At 54.5% G+C, this 22410-nt stretch carries 18 protein-coding genes; 4 read left to right on the top strand and 14 right to left on the bottom strand.

The features are described from left to right. Window positions 1-39: 39 nt before the first annotated feature. The 3 genes from ACX9GU_RS25615 to feoA form a co-directional block, all read right to left on the bottom strand. Window positions 40-279, bottom strand: coding sequence for a FeoC-like transcriptional regulator (locus tag ACX9GU_RS25615; RefSeq protein ID WP_473193295.1), 240 nt, complete (start codon window positions 277-279; stop codon window positions 40-42). Then, the gene (gene feoB, locus ACX9GU_RS25610) at window positions 279-2591 is read right to left on the bottom strand and encodes a Fe(2+) transporter permease subunit FeoB (RefSeq protein ID WP_473193294.1); all 2313 of its coding nucleotides are present in this window, start codon (window positions 2589-2591) and stop codon (window positions 279-281) included. The genes ACX9GU_RS25615 and feoB overlap by 1 nt, the downstream gene beginning before the upstream one ends. Before the next feature lie 75 nt (window positions 2592-2666). Continuing rightward, window positions 2667-2891 carry a ferrous iron transporter A gene (feoA, locus tag ACX9GU_RS25605; protein ID WP_024482757.1) on the bottom strand — a complete coding sequence of 75 codons (225 nt, stop codon included), beginning with the start codon at window positions 2889-2891 and terminating at the stop codon, window positions 2667-2669. Between the two features lie 792 nt (window positions 2892-3683). Here feoA and ACX9GU_RS25600 point away from each other — a divergent pair. After that, window positions 3684-5375: an Hsp70 family protein gene (locus tag ACX9GU_RS25600; RefSeq protein ID WP_473193293.1), complete on the top strand. Its 1692-nt coding sequence runs from the start codon at window positions 3684-3686 to the stop codon at window positions 5373-5375. 51 nt (window positions 5376-5426) lie between these two features. Here the strand turns inward: ACX9GU_RS25600 and ACX9GU_RS25595 are convergent, their stop codons facing one another. From ACX9GU_RS25595 to greB, 4 genes are all read right to left on the bottom strand, one after another. Next, complete coding sequence (locus ACX9GU_RS25595) at window positions 5427-8150, bottom strand: hypothetical protein (RefSeq protein WP_473193292.1); 2724 nt, start codon at window positions 8148-8150, stop codon at window positions 5427-5429. After that, entirely contained in the window at window positions 8147-8854 is a 708-nt protein-coding gene (locus ACX9GU_RS25590) for a DUF1266 domain-containing protein (RefSeq protein WP_473193291.1), read from the bottom strand. The genes ACX9GU_RS25595 and ACX9GU_RS25590 overlap by 4 nt, the downstream gene beginning before the upstream one ends. Window positions 8855-9024: 170 nt before the next feature. Next, entirely contained in the window at window positions 9025-11355 is a 2331-nt protein-coding gene (locus tag ACX9GU_RS25585) for a Tex family protein (protein WP_473193290.1), read from the bottom strand. Between the two features lie 125 nt (window positions 11356-11480). After that, window positions 11481-11963 carry a transcription elongation factor GreB gene (greB, locus tag ACX9GU_RS25580; RefSeq protein WP_121608418.1) on the bottom strand — a complete coding sequence of 161 codons (483 nt, stop codon included), beginning with the start codon at window positions 11961-11963 and terminating at the stop codon, window positions 11481-11483. A gap of 379 nt (window positions 11964-12342) precedes the next feature. Between greB and ompR the strand changes: the two genes are divergently transcribed. Both ompR and envZ read left to right on the top strand, forming a co-directional pair. Further along, window positions 12343-13062 (top strand): osmolarity response regulator transcription factor OmpR, encoded by a 720-nt coding sequence (gene ompR, locus ACX9GU_RS25575; RefSeq protein WP_004709363.1) that lies wholly within the window; start codon window positions 12343-12345, stop codon window positions 13060-13062. Next, complete coding sequence (gene envZ, locus ACX9GU_RS25570; protein WP_473193289.1) at window positions 13059-14429, top strand: two-component system sensor histidine kinase EnvZ; 1371 nt, start codon at window positions 13059-13061, stop codon at window positions 14427-14429. Before ompR ends, envZ begins: the two co-directional genes overlap by 4 nt. Before the next feature lie 34 nt (window positions 14430-14463). Here envZ and ACX9GU_RS25565 read toward each other — a convergent pair whose 3' ends face one another. From ACX9GU_RS25565 to ACX9GU_RS25535, 7 genes are all read right to left on the bottom strand, one after another. Then, a complete protein-coding gene (locus ACX9GU_RS25565) occupies window positions 14464-14934 on the bottom strand; it encodes a PIN domain-containing protein (protein WP_473193288.1) in 471 nt (156 codons plus the stop codon). Then, complete coding sequence (locus ACX9GU_RS25560) at window positions 14931-15194, bottom strand: FitA-like ribbon-helix-helix domain-containing protein (RefSeq protein WP_179245949.1); 264 nt, start codon at window positions 15192-15194, stop codon at window positions 14931-14933. Before ACX9GU_RS25560 ends, ACX9GU_RS25565 begins: the two co-directional genes overlap by 4 nt. A 122-nt stretch (window positions 15195-15316) precedes the next feature. After that, window positions 15317-16936 (bottom strand): phosphoenolpyruvate carboxykinase (ATP), encoded by a 1620-nt coding sequence (pckA, locus tag ACX9GU_RS25555; RefSeq protein ID WP_021807458.1) that lies wholly within the window; start codon window positions 16934-16936, stop codon window positions 15317-15319. Between the two features lie 200 nt (window positions 16937-17136). After that, window positions 17137-18015, bottom strand: a complete 879-nt coding sequence (gene hslO, locus ACX9GU_RS25550) for an Hsp33 family molecular chaperone HslO (protein WP_024482748.1) — start codon at window positions 18013-18015, stop codon at window positions 17137-17139. Window positions 18016-18040: 25 nt separating this feature from the next. Then, complete coding sequence (gene hslR / locus ACX9GU_RS25545) at window positions 18041-18448, bottom strand: ribosome-associated heat shock protein Hsp15 (RefSeq protein WP_021181711.1); 408 nt, start codon at window positions 18446-18448, stop codon at window positions 18041-18043. Continuing rightward, window positions 18445-19125: a GMP/IMP nucleotidase gene (gene yrfG / locus ACX9GU_RS25540; protein WP_021181710.1), complete on the bottom strand. Its 681-nt coding sequence runs from the start codon at window positions 19123-19125 to the stop codon at window positions 18445-18447. Before yrfG ends, hslR begins: the two co-directional genes overlap by 4 nt. A gap of 84 nt (window positions 19126-19209) precedes the next feature. Continuing rightward, window positions 19210-21342 carry an intracellular growth attenuator family protein gene (locus ACX9GU_RS25535; protein ID WP_473193287.1) on the bottom strand — a complete coding sequence of 711 codons (2133 nt, stop codon included), beginning with the start codon at window positions 21340-21342 and terminating at the stop codon, window positions 19210-19212. A gap of 449 nt (window positions 21343-21791) precedes the next feature. On the opposite strand from ACX9GU_RS25535, the gene nudE reads away from it, so the two are divergent. Next, the gene (gene nudE, locus ACX9GU_RS25530) at window positions 21792-22346 is read left to right on the top strand and encodes an ADP compounds hydrolase NudE (protein WP_021807462.1); all 555 of its coding nucleotides are present in this window, start codon (window positions 21792-21794) and stop codon (window positions 22344-22346) included. The last annotated feature ends 64 nt before the right edge of the window (window positions 22347-22410 follow it).

Here is a 22410-nt window from a genome sequence, read left to right as displayed (position 1 = left end):
CAAGTGAGGGGGTGCAGGCAAACTATTGCGCCCCTGTATTCACCCCTTCAAACGATAAATCACCGTGTTACAAGCCAGCCCTTCTGGGCAACTCTTACAACTGCCGCTCAGGCATTCGCTGCTATCGAGCTCAATACGTTCAACTTTCCCCATCGCGGTCAAACGTTGCAGCATTGCCTCAACCAATGGCAAGGGCGTTGCCAACTGCTGACTCAGCTGTTGCGCCTGAGCGCCGCCCTGTAGGGCAAGCGCATCACGGAGTTGCAGCAGGCTGGCCATTAGTGGCAGTCACCAGAACTTTGACAACAGGATGCCGAAGTGGCGCTACGCAAACGGATCGTTACGCGGCTCCTTGCCTTGCGCAAGCCCAATAGCACCAGAGCATTGAACAGCAGCACGATCAGGATCGCCGTCGCGCTGTATTGCGGATGTTGGCTGAAGGTCGCGAACTGATAGAACAGCGTTGCCAGCGAATAGGCCACGTTCAGCCCCCACAGGATGGAGAAGGTCATCCAACCCCGGCTGGACTCACGTGCAATAGCGCCCATCACCGAAACGCAGGGAACGTACAGCAACACGAAAATCAGATAGCTGTAGGCAGAGATTGAAGTGCCAAATTTGCTACTCATGACGCCCATTGAGCCCACGCCCATCTCACCATCACCCTTGCTGGCTTCGATAGGGTTGGAGAGTACGCTCAGGCTGAAGGTGCTCTTCAGGCCCTGCCAGGTTTCATTGGCGGCGGCGCCGAGTTCATCAAGCAGGTTGAAGTTGGCTGCATCGAAGTGCTCATTGGTGATGTTCTCTGCGGTGTACAGCGTGTTGAGCGTCCCAACCACCACTTCTTTGGCCATCGCCCCGGTTACCAGCCCGACGGTTGCTTGCCAGTTATCATTATGTACGCCCATTGGCTGCAATAAAGGCGTCAGCACTTTGGAAACCGAGGCCAGTGCTGAATCATTGATGCTGTCTACCGGCTGCCCGCTGAACGAGAAGCTGTTCAAGCCGCCAATAAAGATGCTGGCAATCACGATCACTTTCCCGGCGCGCAGCACAAAACCTTTCAGGCGTTGCCAGGTTTGCAGCAGCAGGCTTTTCAGATGCGGCACGTGATAAACCGGCAGCTCCATCACGAACGGCGATGCTTCGCCGCGCATGATGGTGTATTTCAGCACCAGGCCGGTGAGGATCGCCACCACGATACCGAGCATATACAGTGAGAACACCACGCCCGCGCCGTCCTGGCCGAAGAAGGCCGCGGCAAATACGGCAAAGATTGCCAAACGCGCGCCGCAGGACATAAAGGGGGCCATCATGATGGTGATCAGGCGTTCACGTGGGGCATCCAAGGTGCGTGCGCCCATAATGGACGGCACGTTACAGCCAAAGCCGACGATCAGCGGCACAAAGGATTTACCCGGCAGCCCGAGCGCCTGCATCAGGCGGTCCATCACAAATGCCGCTCGCGCCATATAGCCGGAGTCTTCCAGGAATGACAGGAACAGATACATCATGCCGATCTGGGGAACCAGCGGCAGCACGGTATTGATACCGCCGCCCACGCCCTGCGCCAGAAAGACGGTCAGCCACTGCGGGAAATGCAGGGTATAACCGACCCACTGGATGCCCTGGATAAAGATGGCCGCCGAACCGAGATCGAAGATTGGTTGCAGTGCGCCACCGATGTTGATCGCCAATACGAACATGATGTACATCACCAGCAGGAAGATCGGCACCCCCAGCCAGCGGTTGAGGATCACCCGATCCAGTACCTCCGTCAGGCGGTTTGGCAACGCCAGCTTGGAGTTGCTGACCGCATCGCAGATAGTGGCGATCGACTGGTAGCGAGCATCGGCAATTACCAGCGCGGGATCTTCCTGCTGCTGCTGTTGCAGCGCTTGCCTGGAATGAGCCAGCAGATCGGTGGCGTTCCCGGCTAACTGATGGCTGTAGATGTCGCCCTCCAGCATTTGCAGCGCCAGCCAGCGGCGTTGTTCGGTGGGCAGTTGTTGAGGCATGGCCTCGGTCAGCGTAGCGATTTCGTCTAGCAGCAGCGGCGGATAGGCCACCAGCGCTTTTAACTCATTGAAGCGGTGATTGTCGATGGTCTGTTTCAGCAGGCCAATGCCGTCGGCCTTGGTAGAAACCATGGATACCACCGGGCAGCCAAGGCGCTCGGCCAGGGCGGCGACATCGATCTCAATATTCTGGCTCTTGGCAATATCTTGCATGTTCAAGGCCACGATGCACGGAATACCCAGCTCCAGCAGTTGCAGCGTCAGGTAGAGGTTGCGTTCCAGGTTAGAGGCATCGACCACGTTGATCAGCATATCCGCATCGCCGCTCAGGATGTAGTGACAGGCGATCTGCTCATCCAACGAGGTTTGTTCGGAGATAGTGGTGAGCGAGTAGGTGCCAGGTAAATCCACCAGCGTGACCTGCGACTGCGGCGTCGTAAACTGGCCCTCTTTACGTTCAACCGTCACCCCGGCCCAGTTACCGACCCGCTGGCGCGCCCCGGTGAGCTGGTTGAACAGCGTCGTCTTGCCCGAGTTCGGGTTACCGATTAAGCCAATAGTGATTTTTTTCATAAACCAACTTGATATCAGTGAATTAAGTATCGGCCGCGTTTGCACACGGCAACTGCCTGAGGCGGGGACAGCGCGTTACGGTTGGCTATCTAGCAGGATCAGGTCTAAATCTTTTTTCCGCAGTACCAGGCTAACGCGGCGAGTTTTTATTTCTATCGGGTCGCCTAGCGGTGCCACGCGCACTACGTCAAACTGCGAGCCGGGCAGCATGCCAAGCGACAGTAATTTCTGGCGGTAGGCCGGGCTAATCTCGCTGGAGAAGCCAGTGATTTTATAGGTATGTTTAGGAAGCAGCTGCATATTGCCTTCTCAATGCGTTGAGCATTCCCACAGGAATGCCACCTTCAGAACATTTGCTGCCCAGACAACCTGCGAAAAGGTGTATGGGGCCAAGAGCGCCGAACCATAAAGCGCAGCAAGGAATACGCAGAATCATAGTGATAACAATTATCGTATTCAATACAGAATATGTGGGTAATTGTAAGTGTCGTCACATTTGAGCTAAGACGGTTTGCTTGCATTAGTTTTAGCACTAAGCCAAACGCTCTGCAAATGAGCGCAACAGGTTAATTAAGTTGCAAATTTGTGCATCTTCTTGCGGTGATGAAACAGTTGTAGCTCTATTGGCGTGGCTGAAAGTTTTATGGCGCAGATCTGGCAACATCGCCTGCTGTAAATGAGAGGGGTAAGTATTTGTGTTTACGGCACAATCGACGGACTGAAAAGGTGGTGTTAATAAGGGTGTTAACAACGGAGCATTTTTACCGGAGTGCGGGCTTTAAGCGATAGCTCGAAACCGGGTGGCAAAATAATCGCCATTTTATTGCGGTAGGTCAAAATTGTCGGGGGTGGCGCTACCGGTGGCGCAAGAAAAGATGAGAGCCAGGGGAACGAGCAACTGGCTAAATTTTTCAACTAAAGTAGAACATGGCTTTCGAGCAAAAAAATTCCATGGCGATGAGCTATGTAATACCATCATGTTAATATCTAACGATAATAAAACCCCCCATCATGGACTAGGTTGCTGCGCTTAATACGGCTGTACTGGCAGCATCAGGCGCAGCAAGCATCCTTCTCTACGAGGTCAGGACGATGTTACAGCAGCATGACGCTACCCCGGCAATCGGCATCGATTTAGGCACCACCAATAGCCTCATCAGTGTCTGGCAAGACGGGGAGTCGCGCTTAATCCCCAATGCGCTCAATGAATTTCTTACCCCCTCGGTCGTCAGCATTGATGAAGACGGGGCAATATTGGTTGGCCGCTCTGCGTTATCTCGCCTGACGACCCACCCGCAAAAGACGGCAGCGCTGTTTAAACGTTACATGGGCAGCAAGAAGAAATTCAAACTGGACCAGCAGACGTTTGACGCCCCAGAGCTATCGGCCATCGTGCTGAAATCGCTGAAATCAGACGCAGAGAGTTTTCTTGGCCAGCCGATCCGCGACGTTGTGATTTCGGTCCCTGCCTATTTTAGCGATGAGCAACGTAAGCAGACCCGTTTTGCCGCCGAGCTGGCCGGTTTAAATGCGGTGCGGCTGATTAATGAACCGACTGCGGCTTCGATGGCTTATGGCCTGCACACCCAGGGGGTTGGCCGTACTTTGGTGTTTGATCTGGGCGGGGGCACTTTTGACGTCACGGTATTGGAATATGATCTGCCGCTGATTGAGGTGCACGCTTCGGCGGGGGATAACTATCTTGGCGGTGAAGATTTTACCCAGGCAATCATTAAAGCCTGTCTCAACGAATGGCAACTGAACGACTCACAGATCGCGCTCCATGATATGGCACGGTTGTATGATTGCGTCGAGCAGTGGAAATGCCAGCTCAATCAGCAACAGGGCTCGCATCAGCTGCGTTGGCAGTGGCAGGATCGGCAATGGGAAATAGAGCTGGATGAACGTAAAGCAGGGGAGATCTGGCTTCCGCTGCTGAATCGCCTGCGCGCACCGATTGAGCAGGTGCTGCACGATGCGCGTTTGCAACCGCAGCAGATGGATCATCTGGTATTGGTCGGCGGAGCCACGAAGCTGAACACCATCCAAAAACTGGTGGTGAAGCTATTCGGTCAGTTGCCGCATCAGCACCTCGATCCCAGAACCATCGTAGCGCTGGGGGCCGCAGTTCATGCCGCCTGCCGCCTGCGCGATCAGAATATCGACGAAGTGATCCTGACGGATGTCTGCCCCTATACGCTGGGCATCGCTACCTCGAATGCGGATCGGCATGGGATTTTCTCACCGATTCTGGAACGTAATACCGTGGTCCCGACTTCACGGGTGGAAAGCTTCACCACGACGCATGTGGAGCAAAAGGCGATCCGGATAGCGATCTATCAGGGGGAAAGCCCACATGTTGACAACAATATTCTGGTGGATGAGTTTACCGTGCCGGTAAAGCCTAACGGCCATATTCAATCACTGGACGTTCGTTTCAGTTACGATATCAATGGGCTGCTAGAGGTTGATGTCCATTTGCCAGACAGCGGTGATTCCTTCTCAAAAGTGATCGACCACAGCCCCATTGGCCTGAGCCCAGAACAGCGAAAGCAAAGTCAGCAGCGTTTGCAGGAGTTAAAAGTGCATCCGCGCGATACGCTGTCCAACCGTACCTTGCAGGCTCGGCTGGAAAAAGCCTGGGCGCAGTCACTGGGTGATGAGCGTATGCAGATCGGTTTGTGGCTACAGGAGTTTGAAGCGGTGCTGGTTAGCCAGCAGGAGCAAAAAATCCAGCCCATACGCCTGCGGCTGGAACGTTTTCTGGATGAGATGAGTTTCTGATCGTCCACTGCCCCCATAAAACGTTGGGGGCAGTTCCTCACGCCACAATCCTCAGCGCTTTTCTCCTGGCTGCGGGCCATATTGGTTCGCGTGCTTCACGCCGGGTATCAGCAGATACAGCAGGATCAGATAGGGCATGCATATCAGCAACACAGCTTCAAAGACCGGGTATTTACGGTTTAAATCATGGCTGCGCCGCAGCAGTGCGCTGAACGTATTGAGCAGTAGTAACCCGATAATGACCCAGGCCGAAAGCACGTTGATGAGCAGTAGGTAAACCGCAACCATCACCAGCGGTACTAGCGTCAGCTGAGCCAGCAGGCCCAGGCGGTTGATGCGTCGGTCAAATTGCCAGAACTGCCAGAAGCGAGTATCTGGCCTTTGCTCCTTCGCTCGTTGCTTTTCAATGACGCGCTGATCCGATAGCTGTACTAAGAGCCCGGCATTCAATCGCAGAATGGGGGACAGACTGCTATCTGTCAGGCAGACCATCAACTGTTGACGTTCCTCTTGTTCCAACTTATCCCAATCGTAGTCATACAGGCGATAGCCAACCTGAGCTATTTTTGTCAGTAATGAGTCCCGGGCAAACAGCGTTGAGTTCCCCAAGGCTTTGGGCTTTTTACCGTTAAGCAATGCCTGCTGCAGGTCAGTTTCCCCCTGATTGCCGCAGTCTAACCGTTCAAGCACCTCCCGGCTTTTGTCCTGTATTTGCTGGTCGCCATGGCGTAGTAAAAAGGCGTGAAGCAAGGCTTGCTCGGCCATCGGAGGCTGTTCTATCTCCTCGGGCCAACTGGCAACACGATGATAGAAATGATCGACTTTGGTGCAGTTGCACAGCTCTGGCTGGCTTTCCACGCGGAGTAAAAACTGGCTGATAGATACGGGTAACTCCAACCAGCAAAGGAAGTGCAGACGGTTGTCCAACCGCAGTTGTTGCTCAAGCTGCCAGACCAGGTCACCTTTTGCCGGGTCGAGTTGCCGGATTAACGGATACAGTGCGTAGACGGGATGCTGTTCACTGAGCGTTAAGTGGTTTATCTGCCGGACAGTATCGATATGCCCGGCCGCCCCGTTGAGTAATAGCACCAGTAAACAGGTTTGCCGGTATTGATCCCAGGAAGCGGTAGCATCGTTAAACGGTGGGATCTCAATCTGGTCCACTGCAACTAAATAATTCAGCCAGTCATTGAGATTGCCAAGCTGTGCACTAAACGCTGGCTCCTGATACAAGCGGTTCAATCGTGCTGGTGACAGGTAACGCCATTGGCGCAGCCAGAAGACGGCTTGATGCCAGCCAGCGGAGCCTGCATCGGTATATCTCTCTGGCAGTTCGTGGTCGATTGGGCCATCCAGCCACTGAATGAAGTTGGCAATGATGCTCGAATCATTCAACCATGCCAGCCGCTGTGCCGCCTGAGATTGCAGCCCTTGCAGGATCAGGGCCTGTAGGGGATCGGCCGGTGTGGGCTGGTCAATAATTTGCTGCAACAGGCCTTCATTACCCAAGGTTAGCATGCAGGCGTGGCGGTACAGTAATCGCAGGGGATCGGAACCCTCATCAAGCACTAGCTGGTCATACATCACACCGACATGGCCGTTACCGGATTTCCAATGGATATAGGCCTGGGCAATCGGCACTGCCGCCCAGTTAAACTGCGCGGCCTCGCCCCAACGCACCAAGGTCTGTATCGTTTGGGTCGGGGTCAGGAAATCCTGCATCTCATCCTCTGCCGCTATCCCTGCCGCCGCAGGGTAAACCGGCCGATCAAAAGCCTGGATCAACAGTGGTAGGTAAGCCGGATGCTGTTCACGGCACCAATCCAATAGTCCTTGCTCGGCCTGCGCATGTTGCTCTAACCGATATAGCCGTAGCCAATAATCAAACGCTCGCTGATTATCTTGCAGCAAAGCACAATGTCGTGCAGCCAGGTATAACCAATCGCTATTCTCTGCGTCCAGTTCCAGCTGTGCCAAACAGTGATCCCGCAACGTTTCGCTGGGAACTTCCGCCAGGCTGTACCATTGCGCCAACTGTTTCATTAGCCGTGGGCAATCAGGCCAGTAAATCACTGATGGATTACTCAGCAGTAAACGCAGCATCCATTCTGGCTCATTCCAGTGCAGATGATACGCATGGCGGAAGAAGGCAACGGTTTCTACTTGAGCAGGCAGGCTGATTGACGACAGTGTGGAAAGATCGAAGATATCGGCGCGTGCGATATAGTCTAAATAATCATCCATCCTGGCCGCGTCATCCTGCTCCAGTTCGTTCAGGCGATGCCGCCAGTTTAAACGTTCCGCTAATAACCTAACGCAGTCGGTGGAGATACATGCTGAGTGGTAAACCCGATCGAGCAGATGCCAGCGCAGCCGATCAATGAGCGCAATATCGTACTGATCCAGCTGAGCGATATAGCGATGCCAGCTTTGTGGCTGATAACGCGTTTCTGGGGTATTCAACAGAGCGTCGAATTGGGCCAGCATGCTCTCGAATAATGGTTCTGCAGCGGATGGCGGCGGCTCGGGGGCCTGCTCGAGTTGAGTTGTTCCCTCATCATGAGGACCGTCATCTTCAGCACTGTGTGCAGAACGCAGCATAAACGGGGTCTCGGCCAGTTTTCGCGCGTGTTCAAAAGCCTGACGTAATAGCTGAAAACCGCTCGGGTCATTTTCAGGATGATGGTCGGGGAGCTTACTGCGATAGGCGGCACGAATGGCTTGTTGATCTTCGGTTGGCTCAATGCCTAATATTTGCCAGCAACGTTGATTCATGACCAATCAACCTCTTCCAGGGACGCCGGTTTCTCTATTTCATGGCAGTCAATGTGCCAGGCCAGATGTTTTAAGGGGCTATCTGCGTGGCAATAGAGGTGTTGTTGCATCTGAATATAGTTTTCCGTTCCACTGTAATGGCAAAAAGCATATTGCTGTTGCTCAGGGGTCTCCTGATTTAATGATTGCCAATAGGCTCGGCCAACGAAAAACGCGGCGTAATAGCTTTCCCAATTCGCGTAATAGTGGCGGGCACGCAATGCTAGTCGAGTATGGAACCACAGATTTTCCTCAGCGGTAAACCAGCCATGGAGCTGAGCAACGCGACAAAGAAAACTCAGCCGCCCCAGATCCCAGGAACGGATCCCTCCATCACCACAAATAACTGCCGTATCAGCGACTATTTGCATCAACACCTGTTCTTCAACTGACTGCTGTTCCACATGCTCCTGCCATTGCGTCGGGCTGAGACGATGCCAGAGAGAATAGTAGTGTGCCAGCTCTCTCGCATGCCCTGCATCCACCATGCGTAATATCATATTGATTACACCGGAACGTGAGGTGATCCCCCAGCTTTCTTTTAAATCGAAAGTGGTGTCGAAGGGATAATATTTTGGCGAGTCAAAGGTGCAGCCGGTATGAGCATTTATCGCGACCATGGGGGCTGAAAGAGCCATTAGCCATTGCTGATATTGTTGTTCCATCAATCAAGTTCCAATAAATCCCTGTTTTATACCGGCATCAGCGGCCTGCCGATTAAGTCAGGTAGGGGCCCGAGCGGAGAGACGATCTATAAGCCGGCGATGTCTCTTGAACAGGAGGTTTGTCCAAGAGACAGCCGAAGGAGGGGATAAGGGTTTATCCCCTCAGCTTATTATTTCTTACCAAACGCCGCGGCCAGCGCATCACCCATGGCGCTGTTACCTGCCGGGGTGCTGTTGCGTGGCTTAGGCTTATTGGCCGCCGGGCGCGAAGTCTTATCGCGTGCTGGAGCATTGTTATTGCCCCCGCCACGGCGTGCGGAACCTTCGCCCGGTTGCTCATCCAGACGCATGCTCAGCGCGATACGCTTACGCTGCAAATCAACCTCCATCACCTTCACCTTGACGATATCGCCGGCTTTCACCACGGTATGCGGATCTTCAACGAACTTGTCCGCCAGTGACGAGATGTGCACCAGGCCATCCTGATGGACGCCGATATCAACAAAGGCACCAAAGTTGGTGACGTTGGTGACCGAACCTTCCAGGATCATGCCCACCTGCAGGTCGTTGAGGGTTTCCACCCCTTCGGCGAAGGTAGCCGTTTTGAATTCCGGGCGTGGGTCGCGGCCCGGTTTTTCCAGCTCTTTCAGGATGTCGGTGACCGTCGGCACGCCGAATTTCTCATCGGTAAAGTCGCTGGCTTTCAGGCTGCGTACCGCGCTCGGGTTGCCCATCAAATCTTGCAGAGCCTGGCGGGTTGCGGCCAGAATGCGTTCCACCACCGGGTAGGTTTCCGGGTGAACGGTTGACGCATCCAGCGGGTTATCGCCGTGGTTGATGCGCAGGAAGCCCGCACACTGCTCGAAGGCTTTTGGCCCCAAACGGCTCACTTTCAGCAACTGTTCACGGTTGCTGAAGCGGCCATTCTCATCACGCCAGGTAACGATATTCTGCGCCATCATGCGCGTCAGGCCAGCTACACGGGTCAGCAGCGGCACGGAGGCGGTGTTCAGATCAACGCCAACGGCGTTCACACAGTCTTCCACCACCGAGTCCAGCTTCTTGGCTAACTGGCTTTGGCTGACGTCATGTTGGTATTGGCCCACGCCAATAGATTTCGGATCGATCTTCACCAGTTCCGCCAACGGATCTTGCAGACGGCGGGCGATGGAAACCGCACCGCGCAGCGAAACGTCCAGGTTCGGGAACTCCAACGCGGCCAGCTCGGAAGCGGAATACACCGAAGCTCCGGCCTCGCTTACGATCACTTTCTGGGCTTTAACGTCCGGGAACTGCTGTTGCAGCTCGGCAAAGAAACGCTCGGTCTCGCGCGATGCGGTGCCGTTACCGATGGCAACCAGCTCAACCTTGTGCTTGATGCACAGCGCGGCAACAACCGCAGCGGCTTTGGCTGCCTGCCCGGTGTGCGGATAAACGGTATCGGTGGCAACCAGCTTGCCGGTGGCATCTACCACCGCCACTTTAACGCCGGTGCGCAGGCCTGGATCCAGGCCCATGGTGGCGCGCATACCGGCCGGGGCGGCCATCAGCAGATCGTGCATATTGCGGGCGAAAACGTTGATCGCTTCGTCTTCCGCGCGCTCACGCAGGGTACTCATCAGCTCGGTTTCCAGATGCAGCAACACCTTGATGCGCCACGTCCAGTTAACCACGGATTTACGCCAGGCATCTGCCGGCGCGTTGTTCAGGCGCAGGTTGAGATGGTTGCTGATAATCAGCTCGCCCTGGCTTTCACGCGGGGTTTCTTCAAACTGCGGATCGGCGTTCAGCGCCAGCTGCAGCACGCCTTCATTGCGGCCACGGAACATCGCCAGCGCACGGTGCGAAGGCACTTGCGCAATAGGTTCATGGTGATCGAAGTAGTCGCGGAATTTCGCGCCTTCCTCTTCTTTACCCTCGACAACCTTGGACACCAGATGGGCGTGTTTCCACAGGTAGTCACGCACCTTGGCCAACAGGGTAGCGTCTTCGGCAAAGCGTTCCATCAGGATGTAGCGTGCGCCGTCCAGCGCCGCTTTGACGTCTGCCACGCCCTTCTCGGCATCGACAAACCCTTCGGCCAGCTGTTCTGGCTGCTGTTGAGGATCTTGCCACAGGGAGTCTGCCAGCGGCTCCAGACCGGCTTCAATAGCGATCTGCCCGCGGGTGCGGCGTTTCGGTTTGTAGGGCAGGTAAAGGTCTTCGAGTTCGGTTTTGCTTTGCGTGGCGTTGATTGCCCCCGCTAACTGCTCGGTCAGTTTACCCTGATCTTCAATGGACTTGAGGATGGTTTGGCGGCGATCTTCCAGTTCACGCAGATAGCCCAGACGAGTCTCCAACTGACGCAGTTGGGTATCATCCAGGCCCCCGGTGACTTCCTTACGATAGCGTGCGATAAACGGCACGGTATTACCTTCATCCAGCAGACGGATGGCGGAGTCAACTTGCTCCGGGCGGGCCTGCAGTTCGGTTGCAATAATGCGGCTCAGTGGATCAGTCATAAGTCAGGTATCTGTTAGCAGCGATAATCGATAGGGGGATAGTTATACGTTTTGCAGGGGGAAAATGCCAGTCCAGAGGGCCGAGGTTTTGACGGGCGCAGTATGCAGCGCCCCTACGGTCTCAACTATTCTTCGTCTTTGATATATTCGATCTCGTTGACCGTCCAGTAGGCAATACCTGCCGGGGTCTCAACCGTAGCCGTATCCCCCACCTCTTTTTTCAGCAAGGCGCGAGCCATGGGTGAGTCGATGGAGATGTAGTCTTTACGGCCAAAGATTTCGTCGTAACCCACGATGCGAAAGCGTTTGGTATCACCATCGTCATTCTCGATCTCTACCCAGGCCCCAAAGAACACCTTGCCCGCCTGCTGTGGCGAATAATCGACAATTTTCAGCTGCTCGAGGCACTTGGTGAGATAACGTACCCGGCGATCGATCTCACGCAGCCGCTTTTTATTGTACTGGTAATCGGCATTTTCACTTCGGTCGCCCAGGCTGGCGGCCCAGGTGACTTTCTTGGTCACTTCCGGGCGGTCTTCACGCCACAGGTAATCCAGTTCTTTTTTGAGTTTGTTGTAACCCTCACGGGTGATCAGCAATGTTTTCATTGTCATCCATCATCGAATCACAGGAGCAGTGGGCAATTCTCGCATAAAGCGGCCACCATATCCGTTGGCGTTTTTTTTATAAACCTGAGGTACACTGCCAATTCGCCAGTCTTGCGGTTTTCTATCAGGAGTGTACATCATACGCAGCGGGAAGTTTTTTACCGATCTGCGGCTCCGGTTTAAGTGAAAATTGTTGATATTTGGGCAAAAGAATAAGCTTTGTAACAATTTCGTCTAGAATATATACCATTAAACGCTGTCAGTAATGATGGAGTTTTTGAACAATACGAGGCTGTTGCCAAATAGCCGCCAGCGGTACCGAAGCATAAGTGCGGGCCACAGTCTAGAATCAGGCAATACAGCCTTTGGGAGTCAGACAATGCAAGAGAATCACAAGATTCTGGTCGTCGATGATGACATGCGCCTGCGTGCGCTTTTAGAGCGTTACTTAACCGAACAAGGCTTCCAGGTTCGCAGCGTTGCCAACGCTGAGCAAATGGATCGTTTGCTGACGCGTGAGTCTTTCCATCTGATGGTATTAGACCTGATGTTGCCGGGTGAAGACGGGCTGTCCATTTGCCGTCGCCTGCGCAGTCAAAGCAACCCGATGCCGATCATTATGGTGACCGCCAAGGGTGAAGAAGTGGATCGTATCGTCGGGCTGGAAATCGGTGCCGATGACTATATCCCTAAACCGTTCAACCCGCGTGAGCTGCTGGCCCGTATCCGTGCCGTGCTGCGCCGCCAGGCCAACGAGCTGCCGGGTGCGCCTTCTCAGGAAGAAGCGGTGATCGCCTTCGGTAAATTCAAACTGAACCTCGGCACGCGTGAGATGTTCCGTGAAGATGAGCCTATGCCATTAACCAGCGGTGAGTTTGCCGTGCTGAAAGCCTTGGTCAGCCACCCACGCGAACCGTTGTCGCGCGATAAGCTGATGAATCTGGCCCGTGGCCGCGAATACAGCGCGATGGAGCGTTCCATCGACGTGCAGATCTCGCGCCTGCGCCGCATGGTTGAGGAAGATCCGGCACATCCACGTTATATCCAGACCGTTTGGGGTCTTGGCTACGTCTTCGTCCCGGACGGCAGTAAGGCATGAGGAGATTACGCTTCTCACCGCGTAGCTCGTTTGCCCGAACTTTGCTGTTGATCGTCACCTTGCTGTTTGTCAGCCTGGTGACGACCTATCTGGTGGTGCTTAACTTCGCCATCCTGCCCAGTCTGCAGCAGTTCAATAAGGTATTGGCGTACGAAGTTCGTATGCTGATGACCGATCGGCTGCAACTGGAGGACGGTACCTTGCTTGAGGTGCCGCCAGCGTTCCGCCGCGAGATCTACCGCGAGCTGGGCATTTCGCTTTATACCAACGCGGCTGCTGAAGAGAGCGGCCTGCGCTGGGCGCAACACTACCAATTCCTTAGCCAGCAGATGGCGCAGCAACTGGGGGGCCCGACCGACGTCCGCGTCGAGGTGAATAAAAACTCCCCGGTGGTCTGGCTGAAAACCTGGTTGCAGCCGGATATCTGGGTACGCGTCCCGCTGACCGAAATCCATCAAGGCGATTTTTCGCCGCTGTTCCGCTACACCCTGGCGATTATGTTGCTGGCGATAGGTGGCGCCTGGCTGTTTATCCGCATTCAGAACCGCCCTCTGGTGGAGCTTGAGCACGCCGCCTTGCAGGTAGGCAAAGGCATTATTCCGCCGCCGCTACGTGAGTATGGTGCCTCTGAAGTGCGCTCGGTAACCCGGGCCTTCAACCAGATGGCCTCTGGGGTGAAGCTGCTGGCCGACGATCGCACGCTGCTGATGGCGGGGGTCAGTCATGACTTGCGCACGCCGTTGACGCGTATCCGTCTGGCGACGGAAATGATGAGCGAGCAAGACGGTTATCTGGCGGAGTCGATCAATAAAGATATCGAAGAATGTAACGCCATCATCGAACAGTTTATTGATTACCTGCGTACCGGCCAGGAGATGCAAACCGAAATTTGCGATTTGAATTCCATTCTGGGCGAAGTGGTGGCGACAGAAAGTGGCTACGAGCGGGTGATTGAAACCGATATTCTGCCGGGTGAACTGATGGTGGATGTGCATCCGCTATCGATCAAACGAGCGGTGGTGAACATGGTGGTGAATGCGGCGCGCTATGGCAACGGGTGGATCAAGGTCAGCAGCGGGCGCGAACTGCAGCGCGGCTGGTTCCAGGTAGAGGATGATGGCCCCGGTATCAAGCCGGAAGAGCTGAAGCATCTGTTCCAACCCTTTGTGCGCGGCGACAGTGCGCGTAGCACCAGCGGCACCGGGTTAGGGCTGGCGATCGTGCAGCGCATCATTGACGCTCATGCTGGCGTGCTGGATATCGGCACCAGCGAGCGCGGTGGGCTGCGGATCCGAGCTTATCTCCCATTACCGATCGAGAAGAAAGAAACTCCCAGCGGGACTCCGCCAGCCAAAGAAAACGCCTGATATCCTGACTTAAGGCCGCAGCACTGTGGCCTGGTCAGGGCTTTGTGTCGTACCCTGCCGCTTCTTCATGCAGACGCTGATCATCAATGGCCTGCCATGGATCGATTAACTCAATGCCGCAATGGAGAAAATCTTTGATATTGCGCGTAGCAAGGGTGGCACCATATTGTAAACAGATGGCGGCGATTTGCGTGTCGGGCATGCTCATTAACTTCCCTTGACGCTGGTTTCGGCCCATCAGTTGTGCATACTGCATGGCGCTCATTGCATCAAATGGCAGAATTTGCTCATCAAACTTTGTCTGTATTGCCTCTGCCAACTTGAGTTTTAGTTCCCGCTGCCGCTTGCCTTCCGGCATGCGGGCAACGCCACTGAACAACTCGGCAATCACAATCGCGCTTAGATACAACTCATTATTGTCTTTTTCGTCTAGCCAAGTGACGACGTTGTAATGCGGATAGGGGCGCATCATTTCTGAAATGATATTAGTGTCGAGAATAATCATGCTTTGTCATCTTCATCGCCGAAGGTGACTATACGTGGTGGCATCTCGTCGCGCGGTGGGATATCCAGTTCTACGCCACCGAATTCGGCAAAGTGCTGGTGCATCCAGGTACCCAAGCCATAACGCGCTGGCTTCTTCATCAAGGCCTGTTTCAAGATCATGCGTGCTTCCTCCTCCATGGAATGACCATTTTTAGCCGCTGAAATGCGCAACAGCTCTTTTATTTCATCATCTAGATCCCTGACGGTTAGGGTAGCCATTCAAACCTCCTGTGCTAGCAATGATAGCATTGCTCTATATTCCTGCTTGATTGTCTAAAAATCAATCAAAAAATAGAAAAGGCGCGGGATCCGCGCCTTGGCTTAGGGGGTAATCAACGCTATTACAGTTTCGGACCCGAGCTGACCAGTGCAGCGCCTGCCGGGGTATCGGTGTATTTGTCGAAGTTGGTGATAAAGCGGTTCGCCAGATCGTGCGCCTTCTCTTCCCACTGCTCTATGTTGGCATAGGTGGCACGTGGGTCGAGGATGGCCGGATCAACGCCTGGCAGGGCGGTTGGCATCGACAGATCGAAGATTGGCAGCGTGATGGTTTCTGCCTTATCGATTTCACCGTTGAGGATGGCGTCGATAATACCGCGGGTGTCTTTGATCGAGATACGCTTACCGGTGCCGTTCCAGCCGGTATTCACTAGGTAAGCCTGGGCTCCGGCTGCCTGCATGCGCTTGACCAGCACTTCTGCATACTGGGTTGGGTGCAGTGACAGGAATGCTGCGCCAAAGCAGGCAGAGAAGGTTGGCGTTGGCTCGGTAACGCCGCGCTCGGTACCGGCCAGCTTGGCGGTGAAACCGGACAGGAAGTGGTACTGGGTCTGGTTGGCCGTCAGGCGTGATACCGGCGGCAGTACGCCGAAGGCGTCCGCAGTCAGGAAGATCACCTTGGTAGCGTGGCCCGCTTTGGACACCGGCTTGACGATGTTATGGATGTGGTAGATCGGATAGGAAACGCGTGTGTTCTCGGTTTTCGATCCGTCGTTGAAGTCCACGGTACCGTCGGCCAATACGGTGACGTTTTCCAGCAGCGCATCGCGCTTGATGGCGTGATAGATATCTGGCTCAGCTTCTTCCGACAGCTTGATGGTCTTGGCGTAGCAGCCGCCTTCGAAGTTGAAGACGCCATCGTCATCCCAGCCGTGTTCGTCATCGCCAATCAGTTGGCGTTTCGGATCGGTGGACAGGGTGGTTTTACCGGTGCCGGACAGGCCGAAGAACACCGCCACGTCGCCTTTCTCACCCACGTTGGCCGAGCAGTGCATGGAGGCAATGCCTTTAAGCGGCAGCAGGTAGTTCATGATGGAGAACATACCCTTTTTCATTTCGCCGCCGTACCAGGTGCCGCCGATCAGCTGCATACGCTCGGTCAGGTTGAATGCCACGAAGTTTTCCGAGTTCATTCCCTGCTGCTGCCAGTTCGGGTTGGTGCACTTGGCGCCGTTCATCACCACGAAATCAGGCTCAAAGCCTTGCAGTTCTTCATCGCTCGGGCGGATAAACATGTTTTTGACGAAATGCGCTTGCCAGGCCACTTCTGTGATAAAGCGGACTTTCAGGCGGGAATCTGCGTTAGCACCGCAGAAGGTATCGACCACGAACAGGCGCTTGCCGGAAAGCTGCTCGGTGACCAGTTTTTTCAGATCTGCCCAGACTTCAGGGCTGAGAGGTTTGTTATCGTTCTTGCCTTTACCTTGATCGGCCCACCAGACGGTGTCCCGGGTGATATCGTCACGGACGATGTACTTATCTTTTGGCGAACGGCCGGTGAAGATGCCGGTATCGACGGCAACGGCACCCAGATTGGTTACTACACCACGCTCAAACCCTTGCAGTGAAGGGTCCGTTTCTTCCTTAAACAGTAATTCATAACTCGGATTGTGAACGATTTCACCAACGTTATGAATTCCATAAGCGGCAAGATCCTGGTGGGTTATACCATTAACACGCATGTCACTACTCCTTGATCACAGAATTTCTGGCGACAATTGTAGGGATCCATAGAGATGTAACCGCGATAGGTATCAAATATTTAACGTATTAAACGTTTTTTAGTTACGTTATGAGATGTAGACCACGGAATAAAGCAAGCGTGCAAACGGCGGGGGCTGACGTGCGTCACAACTCGACGCACGTCACACCGCGGTGTTGCTTAATGCAGTTGGGTGCTGCTGTCGGCATTGCCGTTGTGAAGGGCGGCGATGTCTAACGCATCGAATACATAATGATTACCACAGTAATCACAGTGCATATCGATGTTGCCATCCTGTTCCAGCATATCGGCCACTTCTTCCGTTGGCAGCGTGATCAAGGCATCGGCACAGCGCTGGCGTGAACAGGTGCAGCGGAAGATCACGTCCTGAGGTTCGTACAGCGTAACCTCTTCCTGATGATAGAGGCGATACAGCACTTCGTTGGCCGGCAGGGTGAACAGCTCGTGATCCTTGATGGTGGCGGTCAGTTGCACCAGATGGTCGAAATCATCGGCATTACCATCCTGAGCTGGCAGTACCTGCAGCAGCATGCCGGCAGCCGCTGGCTTGCCTTCGGCTTCGCCGGTGCGGATAAACAGGCGCGTTGGCAACTGTTCGGACTGGCGGAAATACCCTTCCAGACATTGGGCCAGCGTTTCACCTTCCAGACCTACCACGCCCTGATAGCGTTCACCTTCAGACGGGCTGATGGTGATCACCATAATGCCGTTACCCAGCATCTGATGCAGGGTGCTGTCGGCCACAATCTCGCCTTCGACACGGGCTACACCACGCATCTCCTGGCGATTGTTGCCGTTGATCACCGCCAGTTTTAGCGGGCCGTCACCTTGCACCTGAACGGTAATGTCACCGTCGAACTTCAGCGTGGCGGTCAGCAGGCTGGTGGCTACCAGCAACTCGCCCAGCAGTTTTTGTACCGGTGCCGGATAATCATGGTTGGTCAGGATGTGCTGATAGGTTTCGCTGACGGTAACCAGCTCACCGCGCACCGCGTAGTTTTCGAACAGGTAACGGTGCAATTGGTCATGGTTGGACATAGTTTTCTCTCTTTGAGGCGAGGGATTATTCCTGCTCGCCAAATTTAAATTTAATTAAATCGCGCCGCTCTTTCTTGTCCGGACGACGATCCGGATGCGGCATGGTCAGCGCATTCATCTTGCGTGCCAGCGCCACTTTCTCGCGGTTGGCAATGCTGGCCTCGGTTTCCTGATACATCAGCTGCGCCTCATCGGCTCCACGCCGTTGGCTATTGATGGCCAGCACGATGACAGTGCGTTCGTCGTTGCCCTGACGCAGCTTGATTTCGGCATTGATTTCAACGGCTTTGCTCGGCTTGCCGCGCTGCCCGTTGTAGTGCACCTTGCCGCCGTCGATCATGTCCCGGGCCAGTGCGCGGGTTTTGTAAAATCGGGCGGCCCACAGCCATTTATCCAGGCGGACGGCCTCATCCGGTGTTGCTTTGGCTTTCATTGCTCCCTCCGTTCCAAGGCCGGTATCAACTGGCGGTAGTCGCTCATCGACGGATAACGCTGGAAAGTTTTACTCGCCATGCTGGAATCCGGGTTTTGCACGCCCAGGCAGTAGCGGATACCAAACTTGCGGGCGGCATCCAGGATCGGTTCACCATCATCCACGAACAGCGTACGCTGTGGGTCAAAGCCGGTTTGCTGCTGCACGGCCTGCCACAGACGCTGATCTTCCTTTGGATAACCAAATGTGTGGGTAGAAAGTAATAAATCAAGGTGTCGATCCAAACCGGTGTGCTCAACCTTCACCGCCAGACTGTGTGGATGCGCGTTGGTGAGCAGGATGGTGCGCTGCCCGGCATCGCGTAACGCCTGCAAAAACGGCTGGGTATCTTCACGCAGACGAGCGCGGTTACCGACTTCGCTGGTCATTTGGTAGATATCCAGCCCGAGGCGTTCGCTCCAGTAATCAAAGCAATACCAGTTCATGGTGTGTTGCACGGCCAGGTATTCCTGGTGAATGATTTTGCTGGCGTCGTCGAAGGGAATGTCTCGTTGCTCACTCAACGCCTGCGGTACCAGCGTTAGCCAAAAATGGCTGTCGAATTCAAGATCCAGCAGGGTGCCGTCCATATCCAGCAGGACGGTATCAATATCGTGCCAGTCAAACTCAGGAACCATGTACCAACTCCATAGGCGGGATAGCGGTATCCCGCGGATGATAAAAAACATACAGCCTAGTATAGGCGGATGGCAGGTCGGAGGCTACGCCATCGGGCGTATGGATATCGGGGTGAGCTGCGGGTTGAAGCAGCTGTCGTAATAGCGCTGGATGTCGGCGAGGCGATGTTGGTTTTTGCGCCAGCGCTGTACCAGCCGCCAGGAGTTGTAACCCAGCACGACGACCAACACCAGCAACAGCAAGCTGGTGCCAAGATAGCGCCACAGGGTCACGATATCCGGTTCACTATGCAGGGCGATATGCCGAGTGCCGTTGGCATCGACAAAGATATTGGTGATCACCCCGTTTGCCCGGAACGGCGTATGTAGCAACATGCTGCTAAGACGCTGTAGTTCTTTCCATTGGTCGAGTGAGTTGTATTCGTTCAGCGGCTGTGTGGGCAAGGGATAATCCACCAACTGCTTGCCTTCGTCACTGGTAATCAAAAAACCGCCCGGCGGTGGGCTGTTGAGGGCCGCAGCGGCCTGACGGGTTTCCCGCACCACAAAGGCGGAGGTAGCCGCGTTGCTCAGGTTTTCCAGCGATTCAGCACTGACCTGACGCAGCAGAACGTTAACGCCTTCCAGCGCCCCGGATTTGGCCCGTTTCACCAGGTTGGCCCAGTTCTTGACGTTACCCAGATTGACCAGTGCATTCTTCAAGCGCACACAGTCGGCCTCCGTGCCACACAGGTCCTGCGTTTTCAATACGATATCCGCAAAGTCATCCAACAGGATCATGCCCGACTTTTCAATGGCGCTGGCCAACTGCGGGTTCACTTTCTGCTCGGCACCGCTTGGGTGCAGTTGCCGGTTGATGGTGGCCATCAGCGCAGCCGCTTTATCGATCACTTCCGATTCTGGCTGTGGCAGCGGGGTAGCCGTATTCCAGTAGATCCCCGAACAATCGAAAGGCATAAAGCTTGGCGCAGTGGCGCTGTTGTTGCCCGAAGGAACGTAGCACATGCCGTTGCCCTGAATTTTCAGCCTATCGCCGATATGCAGTGGAATGGCCTCCAGCGCCTGAACGCTGGTGACTTCCGTTTTCTGTGTGCCCTGTAACCACGCGGTGCTCAATTTAGCGGGTAGGCTGAGTGGAATGTAGATTAACAGTAACAACAGCACCACGAGCGAACTGGCCGCTAATACGGCGTTCTTGCCCCAATGCTGCAAGGGGAAGTTCTTCACTTCGTCATGCAGGGAAAGATAGTGCCCCTGACGTACCACCTGCCGGTTGAGGTAGATATCCACATTGGTGGTTTTACCCAGGTCCGCATTCAGGTAAGGCAGCCAGTGCGGGGGGTAGATCAAATCGATAATGCCAAAAGAGATATTACTGATTTGCCCCTGATTGGACTCACCGAATAACCCCCAGCGCTTTGGCGTGCCGCGCAGACAGTGCACCTCTTTCAGCTCTTTTTCGCTCGGGCGGCGCAACAGATGCCAGCAGCTCCAGACGATCATCAGCACCGCTACCAGAATGATCCAGGGGATCACTACCACCGGACTGATCAGGCTAAGGAACAGCAGCAGTAGGGCAGCAGAGATGAGGGCCGCTTCCTTGACGCCGTTCGGCCGGTTAAGCTCATGTTCCTCGCGGGTTTCCTTGCGAATGTTCACCAACTCAATATGTTCGCTCTCTTCTTTGCGGATGGAGGCGTTCCTTGTCGGGGTTGTAGTCACTACCGGCGAAGGTGGGCTGTCGTAAATATGATCCAACAGCGAATGCCCGTTGAGTGAGATCACCAGCGGTAGCGTCTGGGTCTTGATCACTTCGACGTGGTTATCGGCGCTGATGTACTGCTCCCAGAACGGAGGAAGATGGATCTCTTCCGAGTCGAGATAGTAGCGCCAGTTGTTGGGTTCATCGCTGGCCAGGCCATAGCGGGTAATGGCATGGGTGATCGGGTAAACGTTGTCGCTCTGTGCGGTCAACGCCAGCCTGGCAGAAGGCAGGGAAGCGGAACCTGACAGCAGTTTGTTGCCCAGGCGGTTTTGTTGGTTGAGGTAATTCTCGATAGCTGCCCGCTCTGGCGCGGTCAGTTTGCGGTGGTTAGGTTTGACGAACGGCAGGATACCTGCCAAGGCTGGCTGGGGGCGGAATTTAAACCACAAGTAGAGGCCAGCAGCGATCAGGCAGGCTAGCGCTAAGGCCAATATCAACGCTATTGTGCTCATGCTATTCTCGTCCTACACCCATGAAACCGCCAATCTTACGCAAAGCCAGACATTATACGGAGTTAACCGCCCAGAGATAGAATGACCCACCGTATTAGTTGTTATCCGGCTCTCATTCGTGGCTATCGTTAGGATTTTACCGTACGATTTTTTAACCTGCACGAGCATAGCAATCCTCATGGTGTCCGGATATCAGGATTATCCTATTTGCCTACCTGTTTTTTTATCCACCGGGATAGCTGCTGGCCAGGTTTGTTAAAAAAAAGTAAATTACAGGCTAAGCTCGTTGCGGAAATGGTTCCCATTAACGCACAATGTGATCAAGATCGAGTTTAGCCAGTGGTTGACCCTTATGCTGTCTGCCACAACGCGCATATTATTATCCTGGTTACCTGCCTGAGAGTACTGAGTATTCAGTGTATTAGGCAGTTAACCTATTTGAGGCAATCATGGATAAACAGCTGCAAAAACCTAAAATTCTGAAAGTAGAAACGGTCGCGCGCTCGCGTTTATTTAACGTTGAGTCGGTCGATCTGGAGTTCAGTAACGGTGTGCGGCGGGTCTATGAGCGTATGCGCCCTTCGGAACGCGAAGCGGTGATGATTGTGCCGGTGATAGGGGATGATTTGCTGCTGATCCGTGAATATGCGGTAGGCACCGAATCCTATGAGCTGGGCTTCCCCAAAGGGCTGATCGATCCTGGCGAAGGGGTGTTGGAAGCCGCTAACCGCGAACTGATGGAAGAAGTCGGCTTTGGGGCCGGGCGCTTTGATTTCCTCAGCAAACTGACGATGGCACCTTCCTATTTTTCCAGCCAGATGAATATCGTGCTGGCACACGACCTCTATGCGCAAAGTCTGGAGGGGGACGAGCCAGAGCCGTTACCCCAGGTACGTTGGCCGATAGCCAACATGATGGCACTGCTGGCGGAACCGGACTTTCGTGAGGCGCGCAATGTCAGCGCATTGTTCCTGGCAGAGGCATTCCTGCGCGGTTCACGCTAACCCTCCATCGATTCATCTGCTGATAAATCCGCCCGGACTCACAACATGCGGCGCCCGCCGGTTA

The organism is Serratia sp. K1WW1 (genome assembly GCF_055790865.1).
The sequence above is the reverse complement of the archived record's forward strand: the minus strand, read 5'-3'. Positions and strand labels throughout refer to the sequence as shown.

Bases quoted from the DNA above. Each gene is read 5' to 3' on its own strand.
- hslO (WP_024482748.1), bottom strand. From the start codon at position 18,015: ATGTCCAACCATGACCAATTGCACCGTTACCTGTTCGAAAACTACGCG.
- envZ (WP_473193289.1), top strand. From the start codon at position 13,059: ATGAGGAGATTACGCTTCTCACCGCGTAGCTCGTTTGCCCGAACTTTG.
- ACX9GU_RS25585 (WP_473193290.1), bottom strand. From the start codon at position 11,355: ATGACTGATCCACTGAGCCGCATTATTGCAACCGAACTGCAGGCCCGC.
- nudE (WP_021807462.1), top strand. From the start codon at position 21,792: ATGGATAAACAGCTGCAAAAACCTAAAATTCTGAAAGTAGAAACGGTC.
- feoA (WP_024482757.1), bottom strand. From the start codon at position 2,891: ATGCAGCTGCTTCCTAAACATACCTATAAAATCACTGGCTTCTCCAGC.
- ompR (WP_004709363.1), top strand. From the start codon at position 12,343: ATGCAAGAGAATCACAAGATTCTGGTCGTCGATGATGACATGCGCCTG.
- ACX9GU_RS25590 (WP_473193291.1), bottom strand. From the start codon at position 8,854: ATGGAACAACAATATCAGCAATGGCTAATGGCTCTTTCAGCCCCCATG.
- yrfG (WP_021181710.1), bottom strand. From the start codon at position 19,125: ATGGTTCCTGAGTTTGACTGGCACGATATTGATACCGTCCTGCTGGAT.
- ACX9GU_RS25595 (WP_473193292.1), bottom strand. From the start codon at position 8,150: ATGAATCAACGTTGCTGGCAAATATTAGGCATTGAGCCAACCGAAGAT.
- ACX9GU_RS25560 (WP_179245949.1), bottom strand. From the start codon at position 15,194: ATGGCTACCCTAACCGTCAGGGATCTAGATGATGAAATAAAAGAGCTG.
- pckA (WP_021807458.1), bottom strand. From the start codon at position 16,936: ATGCGTGTTAATGGTATAACCCACCAGGATCTTGCCGCTTATGGAATT.
- hslR (WP_021181711.1), bottom strand. From the start codon at position 18,448: ATGAAAGCCAAAGCAACACCGGATGAGGCCGTCCGCCTGGATAAATGG.
- feoB (WP_473193294.1), bottom strand. From the start codon at position 2,591: ATGAAAAAAATCACTATTGGCTTAATCGGTAACCCGAACTCGGGCAAG.
- greB (WP_121608418.1), bottom strand. From the start codon at position 11,963: ATGAAAACATTGCTGATCACCCGTGAGGGTTACAACAAACTCAAAAAA.
- ACX9GU_RS25600 (WP_473193293.1), top strand. From the start codon at position 3,684: ATGTTACAGCAGCATGACGCTACCCCGGCAATCGGCATCGATTTAGGC.
- ACX9GU_RS25535 (WP_473193287.1), bottom strand. From the start codon at position 21,342: ATGAGCACAATAGCGTTGATATTGGCCTTAGCGCTAGCCTGCCTGATC.
- ACX9GU_RS25615 (WP_473193295.1), bottom strand. From the start codon at position 279: ATGGCCAGCCTGCTGCAACTCCGTGATGCGCTTGCCCTACAGGGCGGC.
- ACX9GU_RS25565 (WP_473193288.1), bottom strand. From the start codon at position 14,934: ATGATTATTCTCGACACTAATATCATTTCAGAAATGATGCGCCCCTAT.